This is a genomic window from Xylella taiwanensis, from assembly GCF_013177435.1.
GTDB classification, from domain to species: Bacteria; Pseudomonadota; Gammaproteobacteria; order Xanthomonadales; family Xanthomonadaceae; genus Xylella; species Xylella taiwanensis.
In genome coordinates this window covers 25,583-41,620 of the sequence record NZ_CP053627.1, presented here as the reverse complement: position 1 = coordinate 41,620, position 16,038 = coordinate 25,583, and the positions used below count along the sequence as shown (strand labels likewise).

Sequence of the window (16,038 nt, the reverse complement as noted above, 5' to 3'; positions counted from 1 at the left end):
GGTGAACAGCTATATACCTCTCCTATCTGCGCCTGCTACTTGACCGGAAGAATCTTGCTCTGGTTCCGCAAAGAGTCAGATCGAAGATTCGATATTGCTATCGGAAGTACAGCCATTGTTGGTATCAAAAGCAACGTCACTCAAAAAATTCAAGCGGCATCACTGACCACATGGATCCTGCAACAGGCACGGTGTGCGGAACATCATTCAATTCCAAAGCATGCCCCCGCTTGGCCCGAGCGACGGTTCTAACATTCCCGTGGAGCATGTCACCACGTGCCCATCGTTCCAAACCTGGGTTGCAAGCTGCAACGATCGGTACCACAACAAACGAGTGCTCAGCTCAACCCGGCATACCGTCCCTCGGATCGAGAACACCAATACCTCCATGCAACGGATATATCCGACAATGTCCCGCAAGATGTCCGACAGCTTGACACATGGCATCTATACCTTGAGCGCGTTGCACAGAACGATGCACCAATCACGGTTCTTCCAGTGCCTCCACATATCGACAGATGAGCAACACCCCTGTTAACACGCGATAGACTGGATTGACGCTGCATCTTCTTAATACAAGCAGGATGTCAAAGGTATCTGAATGCCACGGCAGCAATGATGGTGGGCGGCAACGCAGCCAGCAATAACCCCAGTGGATGCACAGACGCCTCTTTAAAGTGTCCACGCAAGATAGCAATCCCCGCCGGATTGGGTGCGTTAGCCATGATGGTCAAACCACCGCCTGTGACCGCACCGGCAACCAATGCGTACTTAAACCCATCGGAAAGTCCTTCGACCAAAGAACCGAGATAGGTCAGCGCGGCGTTGTCGGTAAAAGCGGTGAGCATTGCCGCACTCCAAAACACCTGATCACTCGTCATGCGAAGCAACACCGGTTGTAACCACCACTGTTGCTGCCCACCTAATATCACTAACCCTGCCAGGAACAATGCAACCAAAAGCCCTTCACGCAAGATCAAACGATCCTGATGACGCTCATAGGCGTGGGCCACGCCCAAAAAGAGCAGGAACAACCCGATGAACACCGCCGGATGATGGGCAAACCAGACAATGCCGAAGAGAAACAAGAGATGTATACCTTTCAGGATCATCGGCACCGTCTCGCCTGCCGCGTTCCATGTTGTCTCAGGAAGTTGGCGCAACGCTTTGCGAAACAGCAGCGTTGCGCCCAAGGCATTGATGAGGACCGCAAGCACCGCTTTCCATCCGAACGTTGCCATCATGAAACTATTGTCCCATTGCCATGTAGCAGCGACCATCAGTACCGGCGGCGCTGCAAACGCCGTCAAGGTGCCGCCGATAGAAATATTGACGAGCAATACGCCGAGCGTGGCGTATTTCAGGTACGCCGGGATACTGTTCGCAAAGATACGCTCCGAGAGCATCAGTGCAGCAAGCGTCATGGCGGCCGCTTCAGTGATGCACGACCCAAGCAGGGGGATCAGCGTCAGTACGGTGAAATAGAAACCCATACTGCCCGGTAGCGGCATCACCCGGGCCAACAGATGTACTCCAGCCAACGCGGTGTGCAGCATCGGACGAGTGCCGGCAACAACCATGATCGCAAAAACGAACATTGGCTCGGTAAAGTTGCGTGAATCGACATATGCAGTGGCTGCCTTCGCACCGTCAGTGACAAACATCGCCACAACCAACACCAAGGCCCAGAAGCCGAACACGACCTCAACCTCACCAAGCAAATGCCACAACCCGGCATGGGCTGGATGGGTATGGCTCAAATGGTCGAAGTACTGTGTAGCAAACGTGTGCAGAATGGCAACCGCAAATAGAAACGCGCCGATTAGTTGGATCGCTGTAGGTGGCATCACTCCTCCTTAAAGGGTCACAGCGTGTCTCAGAGAACGAAAAAATCCCACACGCGGCCGATTGCAGCAGCACTACTCCTTCAAGAAACGTCCATCGCGTTTTGCACCTTTTAAGTAGACTTTCACCAAGAAACCGAAGGTGTCCCAATACGGATACCGACACATCAACCCCATCGCTACACCGAAGCACAGCACATTAAAGATAATGCAATGCACTACGCGCTTCCTCTTCATGTCGTGTCGACAATCCCTACACATTCCATTGGCGGCGTGTGGGAATTATCTATCTGTGGGACACAGCGTGCTATGCGTGATGCTTGTATTAACGGGCATGCATGACTGACTCGAACAACACGATTTGACAATGCTACGCCTTCGTTGAGCCAACATCGTTCAGAGGTCGTGCTACACACTGCAGGCGAGCGCACAAAAGCGATTGCACTGGATCATGTCTCTTTCAGTCTCGACGCGAACAGGTGCAGGCCGTTTACTGCGCTGGCTGATGCACCACAAAAGGTCAATGCCAGGCTTGACTGCCTGATAGCAATACAGACTCTCCAGAATATCGACTACATGTACACATGCCACTTTCAGCACTGTATCCGTTTAATGCAACTCACCTGCTCAATGGGTTCAATTGCGGTGACCATCGTTGCACCATTGGTTGAAATAGCATCTACTGGCCAAGCCGCTGAACGGAGCCAGCCGCACCTTCGCCGTTGATTCCGACGCAGATGCACTTGGATATGACACGTTGGCCTTATGGGCGGTCACTCACCAGCAACCGATTGATGCTTTCAGGCACACCATCCCCGATGCAGAGCACAGCGATCGTATATGCAAGGCTGGTGTTCAATACACCAGAATAAGCCATTAAACCCGGTACAACATTGCTCCAAGAAGTCATCACTGCTGTGCCATCCATCGCGGAGAACACTGGTACCCAGGCGTTGCCAGTAGATGTATTGAATGCGCACACCACACCGTTCTATCGGAACAATGATTTTCCTAGATCACCGGTGCACCTGATGACTTTGATCTTCGATTCATCCAACGCTTTAAGTGCTTTTTACATTTTCACAGGTTGAGATCCTCCTGCATTGCGCGAACACGTCAGCATGATCGTGATGTTGCTAAGTAGTGCAGTATGTAACAGGGTGCAGGAAGTGTATCCAGCAAGACAAGACGACCTCGGACACCTGTTTGCTACAGCCATCATGACCGACAAGGGTACAGATATCGGTCATTCAACCCTATCCAGGGAGAAGATTGCATCACGGTCGCATCGTCGCTCGGAACGCCGTGGCAGCCGAAAGACTTACCTCACCCGTAGTGTGGTGTCGAGTACATTTGCAATAGTCTCGGGGATGTACATCGAGTGTCCACACGCAACAACTCTGTACGCCAGCAATACTCTCGTATTCGCCTCACTGATTTGTGCCTTTGCAGCATGCGTGAAAATGTAAACACGGCTCAAAACATATTTTGTATATCCCGGCAACGACGGACACCAAGCCCATTGATGTTCGGAGCCCGTCCCACAATGTATTCCTCACCTTTCCACAGACGGTCAAACCAATCGCATCACCCAAGTGAAAAAAGTAAGGAACCAAACTACCGGAAGTGCTTAAACAGCCGAGTGCAGCACGTCAGGAAGATGCGAATTCAGGATACATCCGCAAGGTTCCCGATCCTCCACATTGCCAAATCCACCAATGCGATCCACAAAAAAGAGCACGGCTAACCACGCCGATTTTGATTTGGCCACAAAGCATTGCGGCAACGTATCACAGCAATCACAGCAATGAGCAATGAGCAATGAGCAATGAGCAATGAGCAATGAGCAATGAGCAACGCATGTTATGACCAGTAGTTGAATAGAAGCAGAAAAAAATATAAGAGGCATACGGTGCTGATAACAGCGTTGCAAAATCACTTGGATCCTCATGAACATGGGTCGGACTCAAGTCAGTCAGCGTTTTGAGGTCACTCAACGACGTATTTCCAATGTGATCCACGGCAAGATCAACATATGTGGCCTTGATGCACTGGCACACATGGTGATGACGTCTGGGCGTCACTTTGCAATTGCATGTCCTTGAAGTTGCCTGACCTTCTCTGGATTTATCATTTGATGGATAACAAAAAAGCCTAAATAGAGACCACCATGACTCTGCTTTGATCGACAACGCGCTACGATGTATGGGTGCGGCAATGCGACCGCGAGCAGATAAGGAGTCAAATGTGAGTATCATTAGCGAGTTCAAAGAATTTGTAATGCGTGGCAACGTCATCGATCTCGCCGTAGCTGTGGTAATTGGCGCAGCATTCGGAAAAATCGTTACCTCACTCGTCGAGAAAATTATTTCGCCATTCATCGGACTGCTGGTTGGCGGCATCGACTTCTCCAAACTGTCACTCACTTTGAAAGATGCGACAGTGGATGCAGCAGGTAAGGAGGTGCCAGCCGTCGTGATTGGCTACGGTGACTTCCTCAACACAGTTGTGCAATTCCTGATCATTGCCTTTGCGATCTTCATCGTGGTCAAAATAATTAACCAGGTGACACGCAAGAAACCTGCGTCGCCAGAAACACCCAGCGAAGAGGTGCTGCTGCTACGCGACATTCGCGATTCACTAAAAAAGTAAGTCCGCCCAGATATTGGTAATCAGCGTGTCCGTTATCGTGGTGTCACGGAACGACGCCGTCAGTAAACGGCATGAATGGTTGTAACAAATCACGTTCTGCATAGGGCATATGAACACCAGGTGCCTTCAGGTACCTGGTGTTCCATTGCGTATCTTCCCATGTGGCATTTCTGGGCTAAATACAAGGCACTTGGCTCCAAAAAAATCTGAATTGAACCGGTCAACATTCCTACAAGAGAGCACCTTGGGGAACGTGCAAAAATACCGGGACTGCTGCACGGCGGCTGCGCACCCCACACTCAGTCAGCAGTCCTACTCAGCTCGATCAAAATCGGAGTTCGTGCCCGTTTCTAACTGGGGTTTCGCACACCTGTCAGGTGCGACCAGCCCGTCCAGATCCGTTCGGATCTGAACTAAGGTTGCAACAGCAATAGGTACGCATGCCAATCATTGCGCTTGGCAAGACTTCACCGATGATTTACCTCATGTGCGTCGTCATTTGATGCGATGCGATTCGTACTGCTGATCTCTGCAAGACAGAATCGAGACACACATCAGCCTTTATGCACCATCGCTACTGCCTGCGCTACGTATTCCAATTTATTCTGACTCAATGCAGCCAAGCAGATCCGTCCGTTACTGACCGCATAAATCCCGAACTCGTCGCGCAAACGATCAACCTGGACGTTGCTCAACCCTGAGTACGAAAACATGCCTGCTTGGCGTTGTATGAAATCAAACTCCGGCGTACCCAGTGCAGCCAATTGAGCAACTAAGCCCGCACGCAACCCGTGGACACGTTCGCGCATCTCGGTTAACTCCTGCTCCCACAGTGCCCGAAGTTCGTGACTGGTCAGCACACCGGCAACCAAGTGGGCACCGTGCGCGGGTGGGCTGGAATAAATCGTGCGGATGATGCGTTTTACTTGTGACTGCACCGCTTCGGCTTGATCGGTATTTGAAGCAACGATCGACAGTGCACCAACGCGCTCGCTGTACAACGAGAACGACTTGGAGTATGAGCTCGCAATGACGTAATTGCTGATACCTTCTTCGGCAAGCAGACGTACTGCATAGGCGTCAGCATCAATGCCCTGGTTGAATCCCTGGTAGGCCAGATCGATGCATGGGAGCAGTTGACGTTCCTTGAGCACATCGACAACTTGCTTCCACTGGTCCCGGGTGAGGTCAGCACCGGTTGGGTTATGGCAGCAACCATGAAGTAATACCACCGTCTTTGGTTGCAGTTTCGCCAGATCAGCCAACATCCCCGTGAAGTTCACGTTGTGGCTGACAGTATCGAAATAAGTGTAGTCCTCGATCTTGAAGCCAGCCGCAGAGAACAACGCACGATGGTTCTCCCAACTCGGATTGCTGATAGCAACAGTGGCGTGTGGCAGCACCTTCTTCAACAGTTCAGCGCCCACCCGTAAAGCCCCGGAGCCGCCAACAGTCTGTGAGGTGGCTACACGTCCAGCCGCCAGCAAGGGTGAGTCGACGCCAAACAATAATTGCTGAGTGGCCTGGGTATAGGCTGGCAAACCATCGATCGGCAAGTAACCACGCGGTTTCGGGTTCTTGGCCAGTTGCTGCTCGATCTGCTGGACAGCACGCAACAAAGGGATGCAACCGCTCTCGTCATAATAAATGCCGATACCCAGGTTGACCTTGTTGGTACGGCTGTCGGTGTTATAGGCATCGTTCAGACTCAAAATCGGATCGCCCGGAACCGATTCCACATTTGCAAAGAAGGACACAGGAGTACTCACTGAGAACGAAGGAGAAAATGCTTAGGGCCCCTACGTCGTCACGCAGTGCGCTCAAGCGGTTTCATCGTAGCAAGGCAGCAACGATGGTTGCTATCTGAGAAAGATCACACAAAACCGCGCCCAACCTGGAGTGTGAATTCTTTACCCTGCAAGCAAACTGGTAAAACTGTGTAACTCATGTGCTCTGTCCGTTGTCCCACATCAAAGCAGACACTATCCACATAAACGACCTGGATAACCTCAATCCACCCACTTCACTGCTCAGTTTGCATGTCGACATCCAACCCCACTCAGCACAGCAGACAAGTGTCTAAATGACTAACAGGCTCCCAGCATGCAGTGACGCACGTTAAATTTAAATCTGCACATAACATTTGACTGTCGATCTGCCATTCACCATGTACCCAACCACTGATGTCACCACATGGCCGAATGAGATCAGAGCACGAGGTGCCGGAATATTATAGACAGCTAATGATGCGCACCATGTTCGATCCTGGGTAAAAACAATCCGTAATGACCATGTCGCTGCACCAGCGGCTTGCTTACTTGGAATGATCTCGAACCCTAGCGTTCTACTCTCCCTGGCCGTTCAGCAATCGCGCTGTTGTCGATCCAGCAATTCTGCTGATCAGCGTGGCTCGCAGAAAACAGTATTCGAGTAAACATTCCATGCCGATGACACCATCAATCAGACTTTGATTCAATGCTGTGAGCCATAGATTCCGTGATTGAATTGTGAGTTTTGGCATTGTGGTGTACTTGATGCCTGCTCAATAGGAATGACATTACACATGTCATGATTTCATTCTCGACCAAACCTCTGACATGTATGTCTTTGCAAAACCATGTGCTGGGAAACGGTCCTGAATCCATATCAGCAATGATGCACTTAAATCAGAAACAGACAGACCCAAGGATGCGCAATCACTGACACGCATCAAAGCCATTGCGATCTAAACCGACAACATCGTGTGATTTGATCAGCAGTAGCAGTGAACGGGCGGTTCTCTTTTTTCCTTGTATTGATCGGTGCTGTACCAAAGTTTCATGCTTAAAAATATAAGAAAAAAATCACAGCTTCACCCATTCGAACTACGGCAACCTGCTCAACAGGATCCTGAAAAAGCAACATTTGAGAAACACAAGACGCTGCCCAAGCAGGCTTATTACGCATTTATTTATTGCTACACTCGTCCACATCTTTAAAGAAGTAGCACCAGCAAAACACACGGATGCAACAGAACAGCCACTAGTTCGATATACCTTTCTGGATGCAGTTGAACTCTGATAATGACAATTGGCAGACAATCTGGTGCAACAATAACCTCAGCCAACCTTGTTGGCTTTATGATGCAGGCAAACATTCCACATTGGAGCTGCCATGATGAACCGCGCACCGTTATCTCTGGGAATTCGTGAACGGTTGATCTTCGCACTGGACGTACCCAGTCGGGCGCAAGCATTAGAGTGGATCGACCGACTTGGCGACACCATCTCTTTCTATAAGATCGGCATGGAATTGTTGGCTTCCGGCGAATATTTTCAGGTACTCGATGACTTGGCCTCGCGTGGCAAGCGCGTATTCGTCGATCTGAAATTCTTCGACATTCCGGCTACGGTCGCAGGAGCCATCCGTAGCCTGTCGCAGTGGCCGATCAGCTACTGCACCATCCATGGCTGGCACGTGGCGATGATGCAAGCAGCTGCTGAAGCCAATACGGGCCAGATGCATTTACTAGCAGTCACCGTGCTGACATCAATGGCACGTCCAGATTTGGCGCAGATGGGTATCGACCGCGAACCCGTCGAAGTCGTGATTGAACGTGCATTGGCCGCCCAAATGGCGGGCCTCGACGGTGTGATTGCTTCTGGTCAGGAAGCGGGACCCATCCGCCGCGCCGTTGGCTCTGGATTTTCGATTGTTTGTCCAGGCATTCGCCCAAACCATGTGGCTAATAACGACCAACAACGCACGATGGGCATCAGGGCTGCTTTCGCCAACGGCGCCGATGCGATCGTGGTGGGCCGTCCGATCCGACTAGCAAACGACCCGCCTGTGGCAGCGGAGGAAATTCAGGCAGAGATCAGAGCTGCACTCGTTGAGTCACCGAAATAAAGTTTGGTGCTATGTCATGCGCAAACGTTTTGGAATCCACACATCACCTCTTCGAGAATGACCTCGCTCACTGTATGGTGTACGCAATCGTTCTTGTTCAATAGCGATACGCAATTGTTCAACCGTGCAAATGGCGGCTCAGTACACAGTGACAGAAATCTCCAATCTACGCTTCTACGTCGATCTTTGGAGAGGCCCGATCGATTGACGGTAACAAGCTAGACAACTAGCTTGCAGGAGAGCGAGCACACACCCATCTCTTCCAGACGGATCGCTGCTACACGCAAGGATGCGCTAATACTTATCCAAGGCTGTCTCTTCAACGACGCCATGTTGATTCTGGTTGGTCGTGGAACCAGCACCAAGTGCCTGTTGGTTGATCGCGGTGCACGCTCCTATGTGCTGAATGTAATGCTGTCCAACCGTTCCAAGAATCAGATTGATTCACCAACAACCGTCACCACCTGAAGCGGTACGCTCCCCTGTGCTTAAGAGTGTGAGGGTACCGCAATTATCTCGAGTCTGTGTTCCTTGGGGTGTTGCTGTCAGCGTGAAACTCATTGCCTGCACAGTACTCGTGAAACGGTAAAAATCATTAAGCCTGAGGCTAGGATCACATCCTGGCACGGACTCCGCCGCCTTGGCATACGTCATATTGGTCGTGTAATAGCGCTCCATAAATTGCGCTTGTTGTTGTAAGCACCCTTGGGCAGCCGAGCGACGGGTTCTGAGGATGCTCCCTTGGTAGTTAGCAATGGCGATCCCTGCCAAAACAGCCACTATCACCACCACAATCATCACCTCAATCAAGGTGAAACCGCTTTGCTTCTTATTTTTAATCATGAAGCTCATCTCGTTAGCTGGCATCATTACTCGGACCTCAGGACTTCACGCCATGAGACACGACCCATGTTGTTGTGGCCACCGCTGGAAGGCGGTGTCTTGAGCGACGTGACCGTGCCATCATCAGTCCCCACCTGCATGATGTGCCCGGTAAACACCGGACTATTCGGCGCACTGTCCACACCCACCCCGGATACCGGATTGCCATTGAGCGTACTACCACTGCCCGCACCACCGGTGTTGCCTAAATCGAAAAACCATTGACGCAATCGCCCACCTGTGAACGGATTAATCGCCATCACAAAACCCTTGCCACTGGGCTTGCAGACATTGCTGTTATCCGGGATTCGGGTGGTCCCGATCAGCACCCCTCCACGGAACATGTTGGATACGATCATCCGTTCTCCCTGCTTGCCGGACTGCGGCGAGATCAAATCCATGTACCAGCCATCAGCACCAACATTGCCAGGATCGGCCACCACACGAACGGCATCATGATTGACTTCGCCCTCATCAAGAATCTGCACCTGGCTGAGCGTGCTGCGCCCTTTGATCGTCGTCCCCTGGTCAATCAAGCCATACCAGCTCTGGACCTCCTTGTTACCCAGATCATGCGAAGACAACGCACGGCCCGTCCCAAAGAAGATCCACGTGCGTCCAGTGGATCGCTCGATGGCCCCCAGCGGCGTTGCGGTGATCGGCTGCGCCTTTCCCTGATACTCGGCATTGAACATCGGCTCCGCCTTCCACACGCGATCGGTAAGACTGAAGCGCCACAGCGTGCCCAGCAGGTCCCCGGCATACACGCGATCCGTGATGCCGTTGCCCTGACTGGACCAAGGCAGCACACCCGACAGTCCATTGCTTGAAGCCTTGCTCACAGCTATTTGGGTTGCTTGGCCAGTCAGCAGGTTGATCACGATCAGTTGGGCGTTGTCTGCGGTGCTGTTGGGACCATTGCCAAGCAAAACGGACCATGTCCCATCAGACGTCTGAACAATCATGGGTTTGTTTAGGATATTTCCCAGACCGCTGATGTCCGTAGACGTTTTGTCCCATAGCACACCAATATTGGAAGGGTCGGTCACATCCAAGGCGAACACGCCTGTCCCGCCACGGCCCAGGGTCCCCACCAGCACCGAACGCCACGTCCGTAAAGTCGTGTCGTAAATATCGGCCGCGGTCAGCTCCCCATCAACGTAATACTGGTGTACGTAGTTCTGATCGGTGTACTCAAGCAATCTGGGCATCGCCGCTTGAGGGACAAAGGCAAAGATCTCTGTACCGTTATTGGCATTGAAGGCATGCAGCATGCCGTCATTGGCCCCCACGTAGATCACCGGCACGCGGTTGGCCTGCACGGCGGCGAACGCTGCATAAGCCGACGCCCCGCTGAAGCGCGCCGCTGTGTATAGCCGGGGGTTGGGCGCGCCCACATACAACGGCTGGGAGTTGACAATATCCCCCATGAGGCCGCTGCGTACCCGGAGCTTGCCCGGCCCGCTGCCCTCCTGGCTACGATTACCGCGCAGGTAATCAATCTGCGCGGCACTGGCCGATGCCAGTGGCGTTTGGCTTAGGTTGTTTTTGGTGAAGTCTTTCAGTGTGGCGGCACTAGAAAACTTGATGACGCGCCGGTCCCACGCCGGGAAGTTCGCGTTCGCGCTCCAAAACGGAGTGAGCGCACCGGTCACTTTGTCCACGTGATAGGCGCTCAGATCGCCACGCCAGGTGCCGCTGAAAAACTGTGTCTGGTAGGTGACGGCGCCGGTTTCAAGCCTGGCACCATTACTGGACAATCCGGTGCCTGAGCCCTTTGTCTCGGCCACGATCCGCGAGAATGCTTTGTTCAGGCTGGACACCATCTTTTCTGCGTCAGCAGCAATGTAGAAATTGTCCGCACGCTTGAAGGTACGATTGTTTTTATCGTCAGTGAAGTACTCGCGGCTACTCCACCAGGTAGCCTCTGGCAGAGCTTTGAGCGTCTTATCCGGATCGTAACCGGCAGGCACTTGAAATCCGCCATATTTCGCGGCCAACCAGTATTGGTTAGTTTCTACTGGATTTTTGTAGTCCTCAGCCTCCACCACGTCGACCCAGTAGGTCGTTAAAAACTGATCCCCTTCAAGATCAGGACGCATGTCCTTGGTATGGGCATCGTAAGCCAGCGCTGCAATATAAGCCGAATTTTTATTATGAAAGTTGAAAGTAGATGCCCGGGCCGCCGCCAGCGCATCAGCCCGGCTCCTGCCCTCCATCTGGAAGATCTGCGCCATACGTTTAACCACGTCAACGCTTGTATCGTTTCTGACCAATTGCGGTTTGGCAGGCTCTCCCTCGGTGTTGGTATCACCGGGCAGATTCTTGTCAAAATTGGTGTGAGTGTCACCAATTCCAAGGACAACATTGCTCTGGCAGGCATAACGGATAGGATCATCCCAGGTCGTAATCACCGGGAAGGCATCGGCCTGCTGGTACTTTTCGTTTACCGAACCGGTCAATACTGAATATTCTGGAATATCGCCCAACCCTTTGAAATAGCGAACTACCGTGTAGTAGAGCTCACTGACAGGGTCATACCCTTTTGCGCTCTTACCGGTATTCATCTGAGAAAATCTATTCAAATAGTTGATCACACCGGAATGAGCGATCGTACGGCCCACCCGCTGGGTGGTCGCCGCGGCATCAGCAGGATTGGGATTGGGATAGAAGATGCCGGTCTGCGCATCCCATTCCGCATAGGGATTGGTTTTCTCGCCTTCATTCGGATAGTAGGTCTTGGGTCCGACAAACTTCTGATTGGCACGCAACACGCCTCCGTCCACCACAGTACTGTCATCATTTTTATAACCGAAAATGCTATATCGGATGCGCTTGGAATATTGCTGGATCAGCCCCTCGGGCTTGTAGGAGCCACTGGGATAGGCCACACAGTTGGGCTCCAGGCCGACCAATGGATCACACACCTTGACCCGGACGCTGACTTCGTAAATGCCATTATCATTCCAGTTCAATGCGTGCTTGGAAGGATCGTAAAATTGACCGTCCTTCTCTAAAGGTTCTTGCCACCAATTGGAGAAGGCGGGGGTCGCCTGAGTAAACCGCATTGTGTTGCCGAGGCCATCGATGCGGATACGGAATCTGCCCCACTGCGCAGGCACTGAAGCGGCGAGCAAATTCCGGCCTTCGAGCGTGCGACGCGGGTAATTCACCTGATACGGGCGATCCATGTCTGCTTTTTCCAGAATTGTCTCGTTGGTCGTGTCGCGCACGCGATAACCGCCGGTCAATGCGGAGCGGAACGGATCGATCGTCTGGGTGGCGGCCCAGTTCAGAAAATTCCCGGCCCACGCACCCCGGGAGGTATCGCAACTGTAATCGGCTTTAGGCCTTGGAGACGCAACGGGATAGAAGTAACGCTGGCGCTCATCAGCACTGTAATTGTATTGGTAGCACTTGTTGGAATCGAAGTACCCAACATACCTAACTCCTTGCGTGTAGGTGCTGGCAAGGTTAGCCACACTGACCAACGTGGGATACTCGACAGACGCAACAATGGCAAGATTGCCAGGCACTTCGCTGCCAACATACAACGGGGACTGAGAGATCTCCACTCCCGCCTGCACCGCACCGCTTATACCAGCGAGTGTACCGATAAGTATCGCCATCACCCGATTCAAAGCAGCATTGAGAACAGTCTTTTTCATGTCGATTCTTAATTAAGAAGACCGATTAATTAACGATGACAGCAGTTTGCAGGACAACGAACGCCCGCCCATCTTTTCCAGAGGGATCGCTGCTGCGCGCAAGGATGCGGTAATACTTTTCCGAGGAGGTATCTTCAACAGAACCATATTGATTCTGGCTGGCGCTGGAACCAGCACCAAGTGCCTCTTGGTTGACCCCAGTGCGCTCTCCTATGTACTGGATGTAGTACTGTCCAATCATGCCGGTGACTGCTTGGCTGCGCGTAGTAGCATTGATCCAACAATTTTCGCTACCGCGGCTACACCCGGATGCATTGCCGGTATAAGTATTGTCCGGAATCGCCGGACATATTCGTCCCGCTGGCGTACAGTCGTAGCCAGGTGCTCTGCCATTGGCGCTCTCTGTCCTGATGAACTCCTCAGCGTCGCGAAGCGCTGCTTCTGCGGTTTGAAAACTCAAGCTACGATCACGCAGATTAGCGCTCATGCGCTCTTGAAGTACCGTGGTGCGTAGCACGGCTAAACCAATCAACGTCATCACCAGCAGCAGGAGTAATATGACGATCAGAGAGATGCCGCGCTGCCTGCACGGCCCGACGTTGCTCATGCTCATAAATTTCTGTTCCGCAAGCTGATAACCGATGTGAGCGTGCGCGCTACCACCCTGTTATCGACACCCACTCTGTCGGTCGTTTGGATAGTCAACGCAACCCTAACCGCAATGACATTTTTCCATTCCGATACCTCGGAAGCTTTGACGTATTTTGCGGCACCTCTTAACAGGTAAGTCATTTGCATAGCGCTGATTGATTCAGCGACTTCGCCAGCACTGACCACACCATTGGAACCGAGAATCTCCTGATAGAGTGATGTCCCACCGCGCCCATTGGTTTTGACATACCACTGAACTGCACGCAATTCGGTGATGATCGAATTGGCTTGGTGCTGGTAATTGGGAGGATTCGCATTGCACACGGATGGGAGACGACCAAAGTGAGTGCAGGCATTTAATGGGCCGTTGCCATAATCGACGGTCGCGCCGGCAATGTTACTGGCCTGAAAGATTGAAAGCTGTTGGAGGTCGCACACCATCATGATCCCGTTGGTGCGCAAATTGGGTACTGACTTATCCAGCGTTATTCTGTTGGCCACCGGATCGTGCGCTACGACCGTACCTCCACTCGTACCTGCAGACAAAATGCGGATTGCATCCGTTCCTTGAAGGCCCCCAAGAAGGGTACCGCCATCAACACCGATGAGCGGTACGCTCCAATTACGCGACCACTCTGTGGTGGGATCTCTGACTCTGAGTACATTGGCAACGGGTAAGGTGTTATCACAGGCATTACCACCGGCCTCGCGTAGATCACGCGCCATCAGCTCAAACGCCACGCGCGCCGACTCTTGCAGGCGGCTCATGTTCTCCGTCGTTGTATAAAGCCGACGACTGGATATAAACATTGAAATTGCAGCGAGGACGACCAGTAACCCAAGAAGCAATGTGATCATCAGCTCGATCAGATTGAAACCACGCTGGACACGTTGCAGCGCAAAGCGACGGTTCAAAGTTTGCTCCTCACTTCAAAGATTTGCTTCTGCGTGGAAGATATCAATTGACCGGTTGGGGAACGCCCATTACTCGCACGACTCTCGTCCCACTGCACCTCGATCTTGCATCCATTGGCATCGCAAAGGATTGAACCACAGGTGTGTTCAGAATCGCCGAGCGCCGCCTTGAGGTTACTAATCCAATCACGGCGATCAACATCAACCAGACTGGTTGCTTGCGGCGCAGTACAAATCATTCCATTGGTGTTGTAGCTGCCTTGGATCGCTTCGCTGCGATTGGCACGCATCGCCTCAAGAATCGCGTATGACTGGATCACCGCATGGCTGCGCTGCATGGCACTGTCATTATTGCGTAGGGCCATGACTTGCATTGCTGCGATACCTAACATGCCAACAGCCAGAATGAATACCGAAATCAACACCTCGATCAAACTAACGCCGGCAGTAGCTTTTTTGCTTGCGATGGACATAGCAATGTTTTATTCGTCTCTAGGCTGAGAACATTGGGGTGTAGATCCGGGCGAGACGCGAATTCGGCTGCCGCCATTAATGCTGACAAAACGAAGATTGTTGGCTAGGCTGGCATTGGCCATACATATCGACAATTGCGCCGTGAGCAATGCGCCGTCAGAGTCGCGCGCCAGCCCATCCGGGTTGAACACAATTTGGTCGTTTAAACGGGCGATTGTGGGGCTACTCTGAACAATAACGTTGGTGATGGCATTGTTTACCCTTAGGATCTCTGTGCTCCCATTGGCCACGGTCACCCAGCGTCGCCAAGGGGTGCCGGCAACACAATCACGACCATTGTCACTGCGGCATACGGCAACCGAAGAACCAAGCCGGATTGCTTCTGTCCTGGCCAGTTGTAAAGAAGCAACCAACTCGTTAGCACTACTCGTCAAGCGCTCGCTATTAATCAGATTAATAAAGCTCGGATAAGCAAGGCCTGCAAGAATTGCCAGGATGGCGATTGTTACCATTAACTCGACCACCGTGAAACCATACGCAGGGGCAGGTGGGGTCGACTTCCATTGGCTCATCTTTCGATACATACACCGCGGACGAAAGGTGATTTATATCACAATTATAGGCGAGGTTATGATGCGATATAAATCTCTAAAATTTTATGCGTAATCGCCAGGATCGGAAAAAACGTATTTATACAACGTGCCCAGGATTCAATATCCACCGTCAAGCGATGCCACAGAAGCCGGTGCGTACCGTCCATCGCAAGGGCTTGAAGAAATCGTGGTGATCAACTGCCTTTAAATCCAGACGGCCTGCATTGCCCTGCATGCTCCCTACGTTCTGCTTCACCCTTATCGCTCAGCACTGTAAGTACTATCTTCGCGTATTCGCGTTACGCGAATGTCAACAGAACCTAATGACCAATACCTCATCCAAGTTTCAGATCAACGCTGGATATGCTGCGGCACACGCTGACTCATGCTGTATACGGACCCTCATGTTGAGTCTCTTGGGCGCGTCGCGCCAACCAATTCTGGCTCGAATGATAGACACGCTAGCTCAAT

General features: G+C 52.0%; 13 protein-coding genes. 3 read left to right on the top strand and 10 right to left on the bottom strand.

The genetic code is table 11. From position 1 onward, the window contains the following. Nucleotides 1-587: 587 nt before the first annotated feature. The 3 genes from PLS229_RS00170 to PLS229_RS00155 all read right to left on the bottom strand — a co-directional run bounded on the left by PLS229_RS00170 (nucleotide 588) and on the right by PLS229_RS00155 (nucleotide 2,826). Nucleotides 588-1,847, bottom strand: coding sequence for a putative Na+/H+ antiporter (locus PLS229_RS00170; RefSeq protein ID WP_038272277.1), 1,260 nt, complete (start codon nucleotides 1,845-1,847; stop codon nucleotides 588-590). Nucleotides 1,848-1,919: 72 nt separating this feature from the next. Continuing rightward, complete coding sequence (locus tag PLS229_RS00165; protein ID WP_160165214.1) at nucleotides 1,920-2,063, bottom strand: hypothetical protein; 144 nt, start codon at nucleotides 2,061-2,063, stop codon at nucleotides 1,920-1,922. 544 nt (nucleotides 2,064-2,607) lie between these two features. Further along, nucleotides 2,608-2,826: a hypothetical protein gene (locus tag PLS229_RS00155; protein ID WP_152536650.1), complete on the bottom strand. Its 219-nt coding sequence runs from the start codon at nucleotides 2,824-2,826 to the stop codon at nucleotides 2,608-2,610. A gap of 967 nt (nucleotides 2,827-3,793) precedes the next feature. Between PLS229_RS00155 and PLS229_RS00150 the strand changes: the two genes are divergently transcribed. Together PLS229_RS00150 and mscL are read left to right on the top strand one after the other, a co-directional pair. Then, nucleotides 3,794-3,949, top strand: a complete 156-nt coding sequence (locus PLS229_RS00150) for a hypothetical protein (protein WP_160165212.1) — start codon at nucleotides 3,794-3,796, stop codon at nucleotides 3,947-3,949. 142 nt (nucleotides 3,950-4,091) lie between these two features. Then, the gene (gene mscL, locus PLS229_RS00145; RefSeq protein WP_038272276.1) at nucleotides 4,092-4,496 is read left to right on the top strand and encodes a large-conductance mechanosensitive channel protein MscL; all 405 of its coding nucleotides are present in this window, start codon (nucleotides 4,092-4,094) and stop codon (nucleotides 4,494-4,496) included. A gap of 554 nt (nucleotides 4,497-5,050) precedes the next feature. Here the strand turns inward: mscL and PLS229_RS00140 are convergent. Further along, a complete protein-coding gene (locus PLS229_RS00140) occupies nucleotides 5,051-6,253 on the bottom strand; it encodes an amino acid aminotransferase (RefSeq protein WP_038272274.1) in 1,203 nt (400 codons plus the stop codon). A gap of 1,399 nt (nucleotides 6,254-7,652) precedes the next feature. Here PLS229_RS00140 and pyrF point away from each other — a divergent pair. Then, nucleotides 7,653-8,384, top strand: coding sequence for an orotidine-5'-phosphate decarboxylase (gene pyrF, locus PLS229_RS00135; RefSeq protein ID WP_038272273.1), 732 nt, complete (start codon nucleotides 7,653-7,655; stop codon nucleotides 8,382-8,384). Between the two features lie 444 nt (nucleotides 8,385-8,828). Here the strand turns inward: pyrF and PLS229_RS00130 are convergent, their stop codons facing one another. From PLS229_RS00130 to PLS229_RS00105, 6 genes are read right to left on the bottom strand one after another with little or no spacing between them, the layout of a single operon-like run. Next, entirely contained in the window at nucleotides 8,829-9,254 is a 426-nt protein-coding gene (locus PLS229_RS00130) for a type IV pilin protein (RefSeq protein WP_425511073.1), read from the bottom strand. Continuing rightward, the gene (locus PLS229_RS00125; RefSeq protein ID WP_114867048.1) at nucleotides 9,254-12,934 is read right to left on the bottom strand and encodes a pilus assembly protein; all 3,681 of its coding nucleotides are present in this window, start codon (nucleotides 12,932-12,934) and stop codon (nucleotides 9,254-9,256) included. The genes PLS229_RS00130 and PLS229_RS00125 overlap by 1 nt, the downstream gene beginning before the upstream one ends. 25 nt (nucleotides 12,935-12,959) lie before the next feature. Next, the gene (locus tag PLS229_RS00120) at nucleotides 12,960-13,547 is read right to left on the bottom strand and encodes a pilus assembly PilX family protein (protein WP_038269588.1); all 588 of its coding nucleotides are present in this window, start codon (nucleotides 13,545-13,547) and stop codon (nucleotides 12,960-12,962) included. Beyond that, on the bottom strand, nucleotides 13,544-14,500 hold the full coding sequence (locus tag PLS229_RS00115) for a PilW family protein (RefSeq protein ID WP_038269591.1): 957 nt from the start codon (nucleotides 14,498-14,500) through the stop codon (nucleotides 13,544-13,546). The genes PLS229_RS00120 and PLS229_RS00115 overlap by 4 nt, the downstream gene beginning before the upstream one ends. Beyond that, nucleotides 14,497-14,973 carry a type IV pilus modification protein PilV gene (gene pilV, locus PLS229_RS00110; RefSeq protein WP_038269593.1) on the bottom strand — a complete coding sequence of 159 codons (477 nt, stop codon included), beginning with the start codon at nucleotides 14,971-14,973 and terminating at the stop codon, nucleotides 14,497-14,499. Before pilV ends, PLS229_RS00115 begins: the two co-directional genes overlap by 4 nt. A 9-nt stretch (nucleotides 14,974-14,982) precedes the next feature. Further along, on the bottom strand, nucleotides 14,983-15,546 hold the full coding sequence (locus PLS229_RS00105; RefSeq protein ID WP_038269594.1) for a GspH/FimT family pseudopilin: 564 nt from the start codon (nucleotides 15,544-15,546) through the stop codon (nucleotides 14,983-14,985). Nucleotides 15,547-16,038 lie beyond the last annotated feature (492 nt).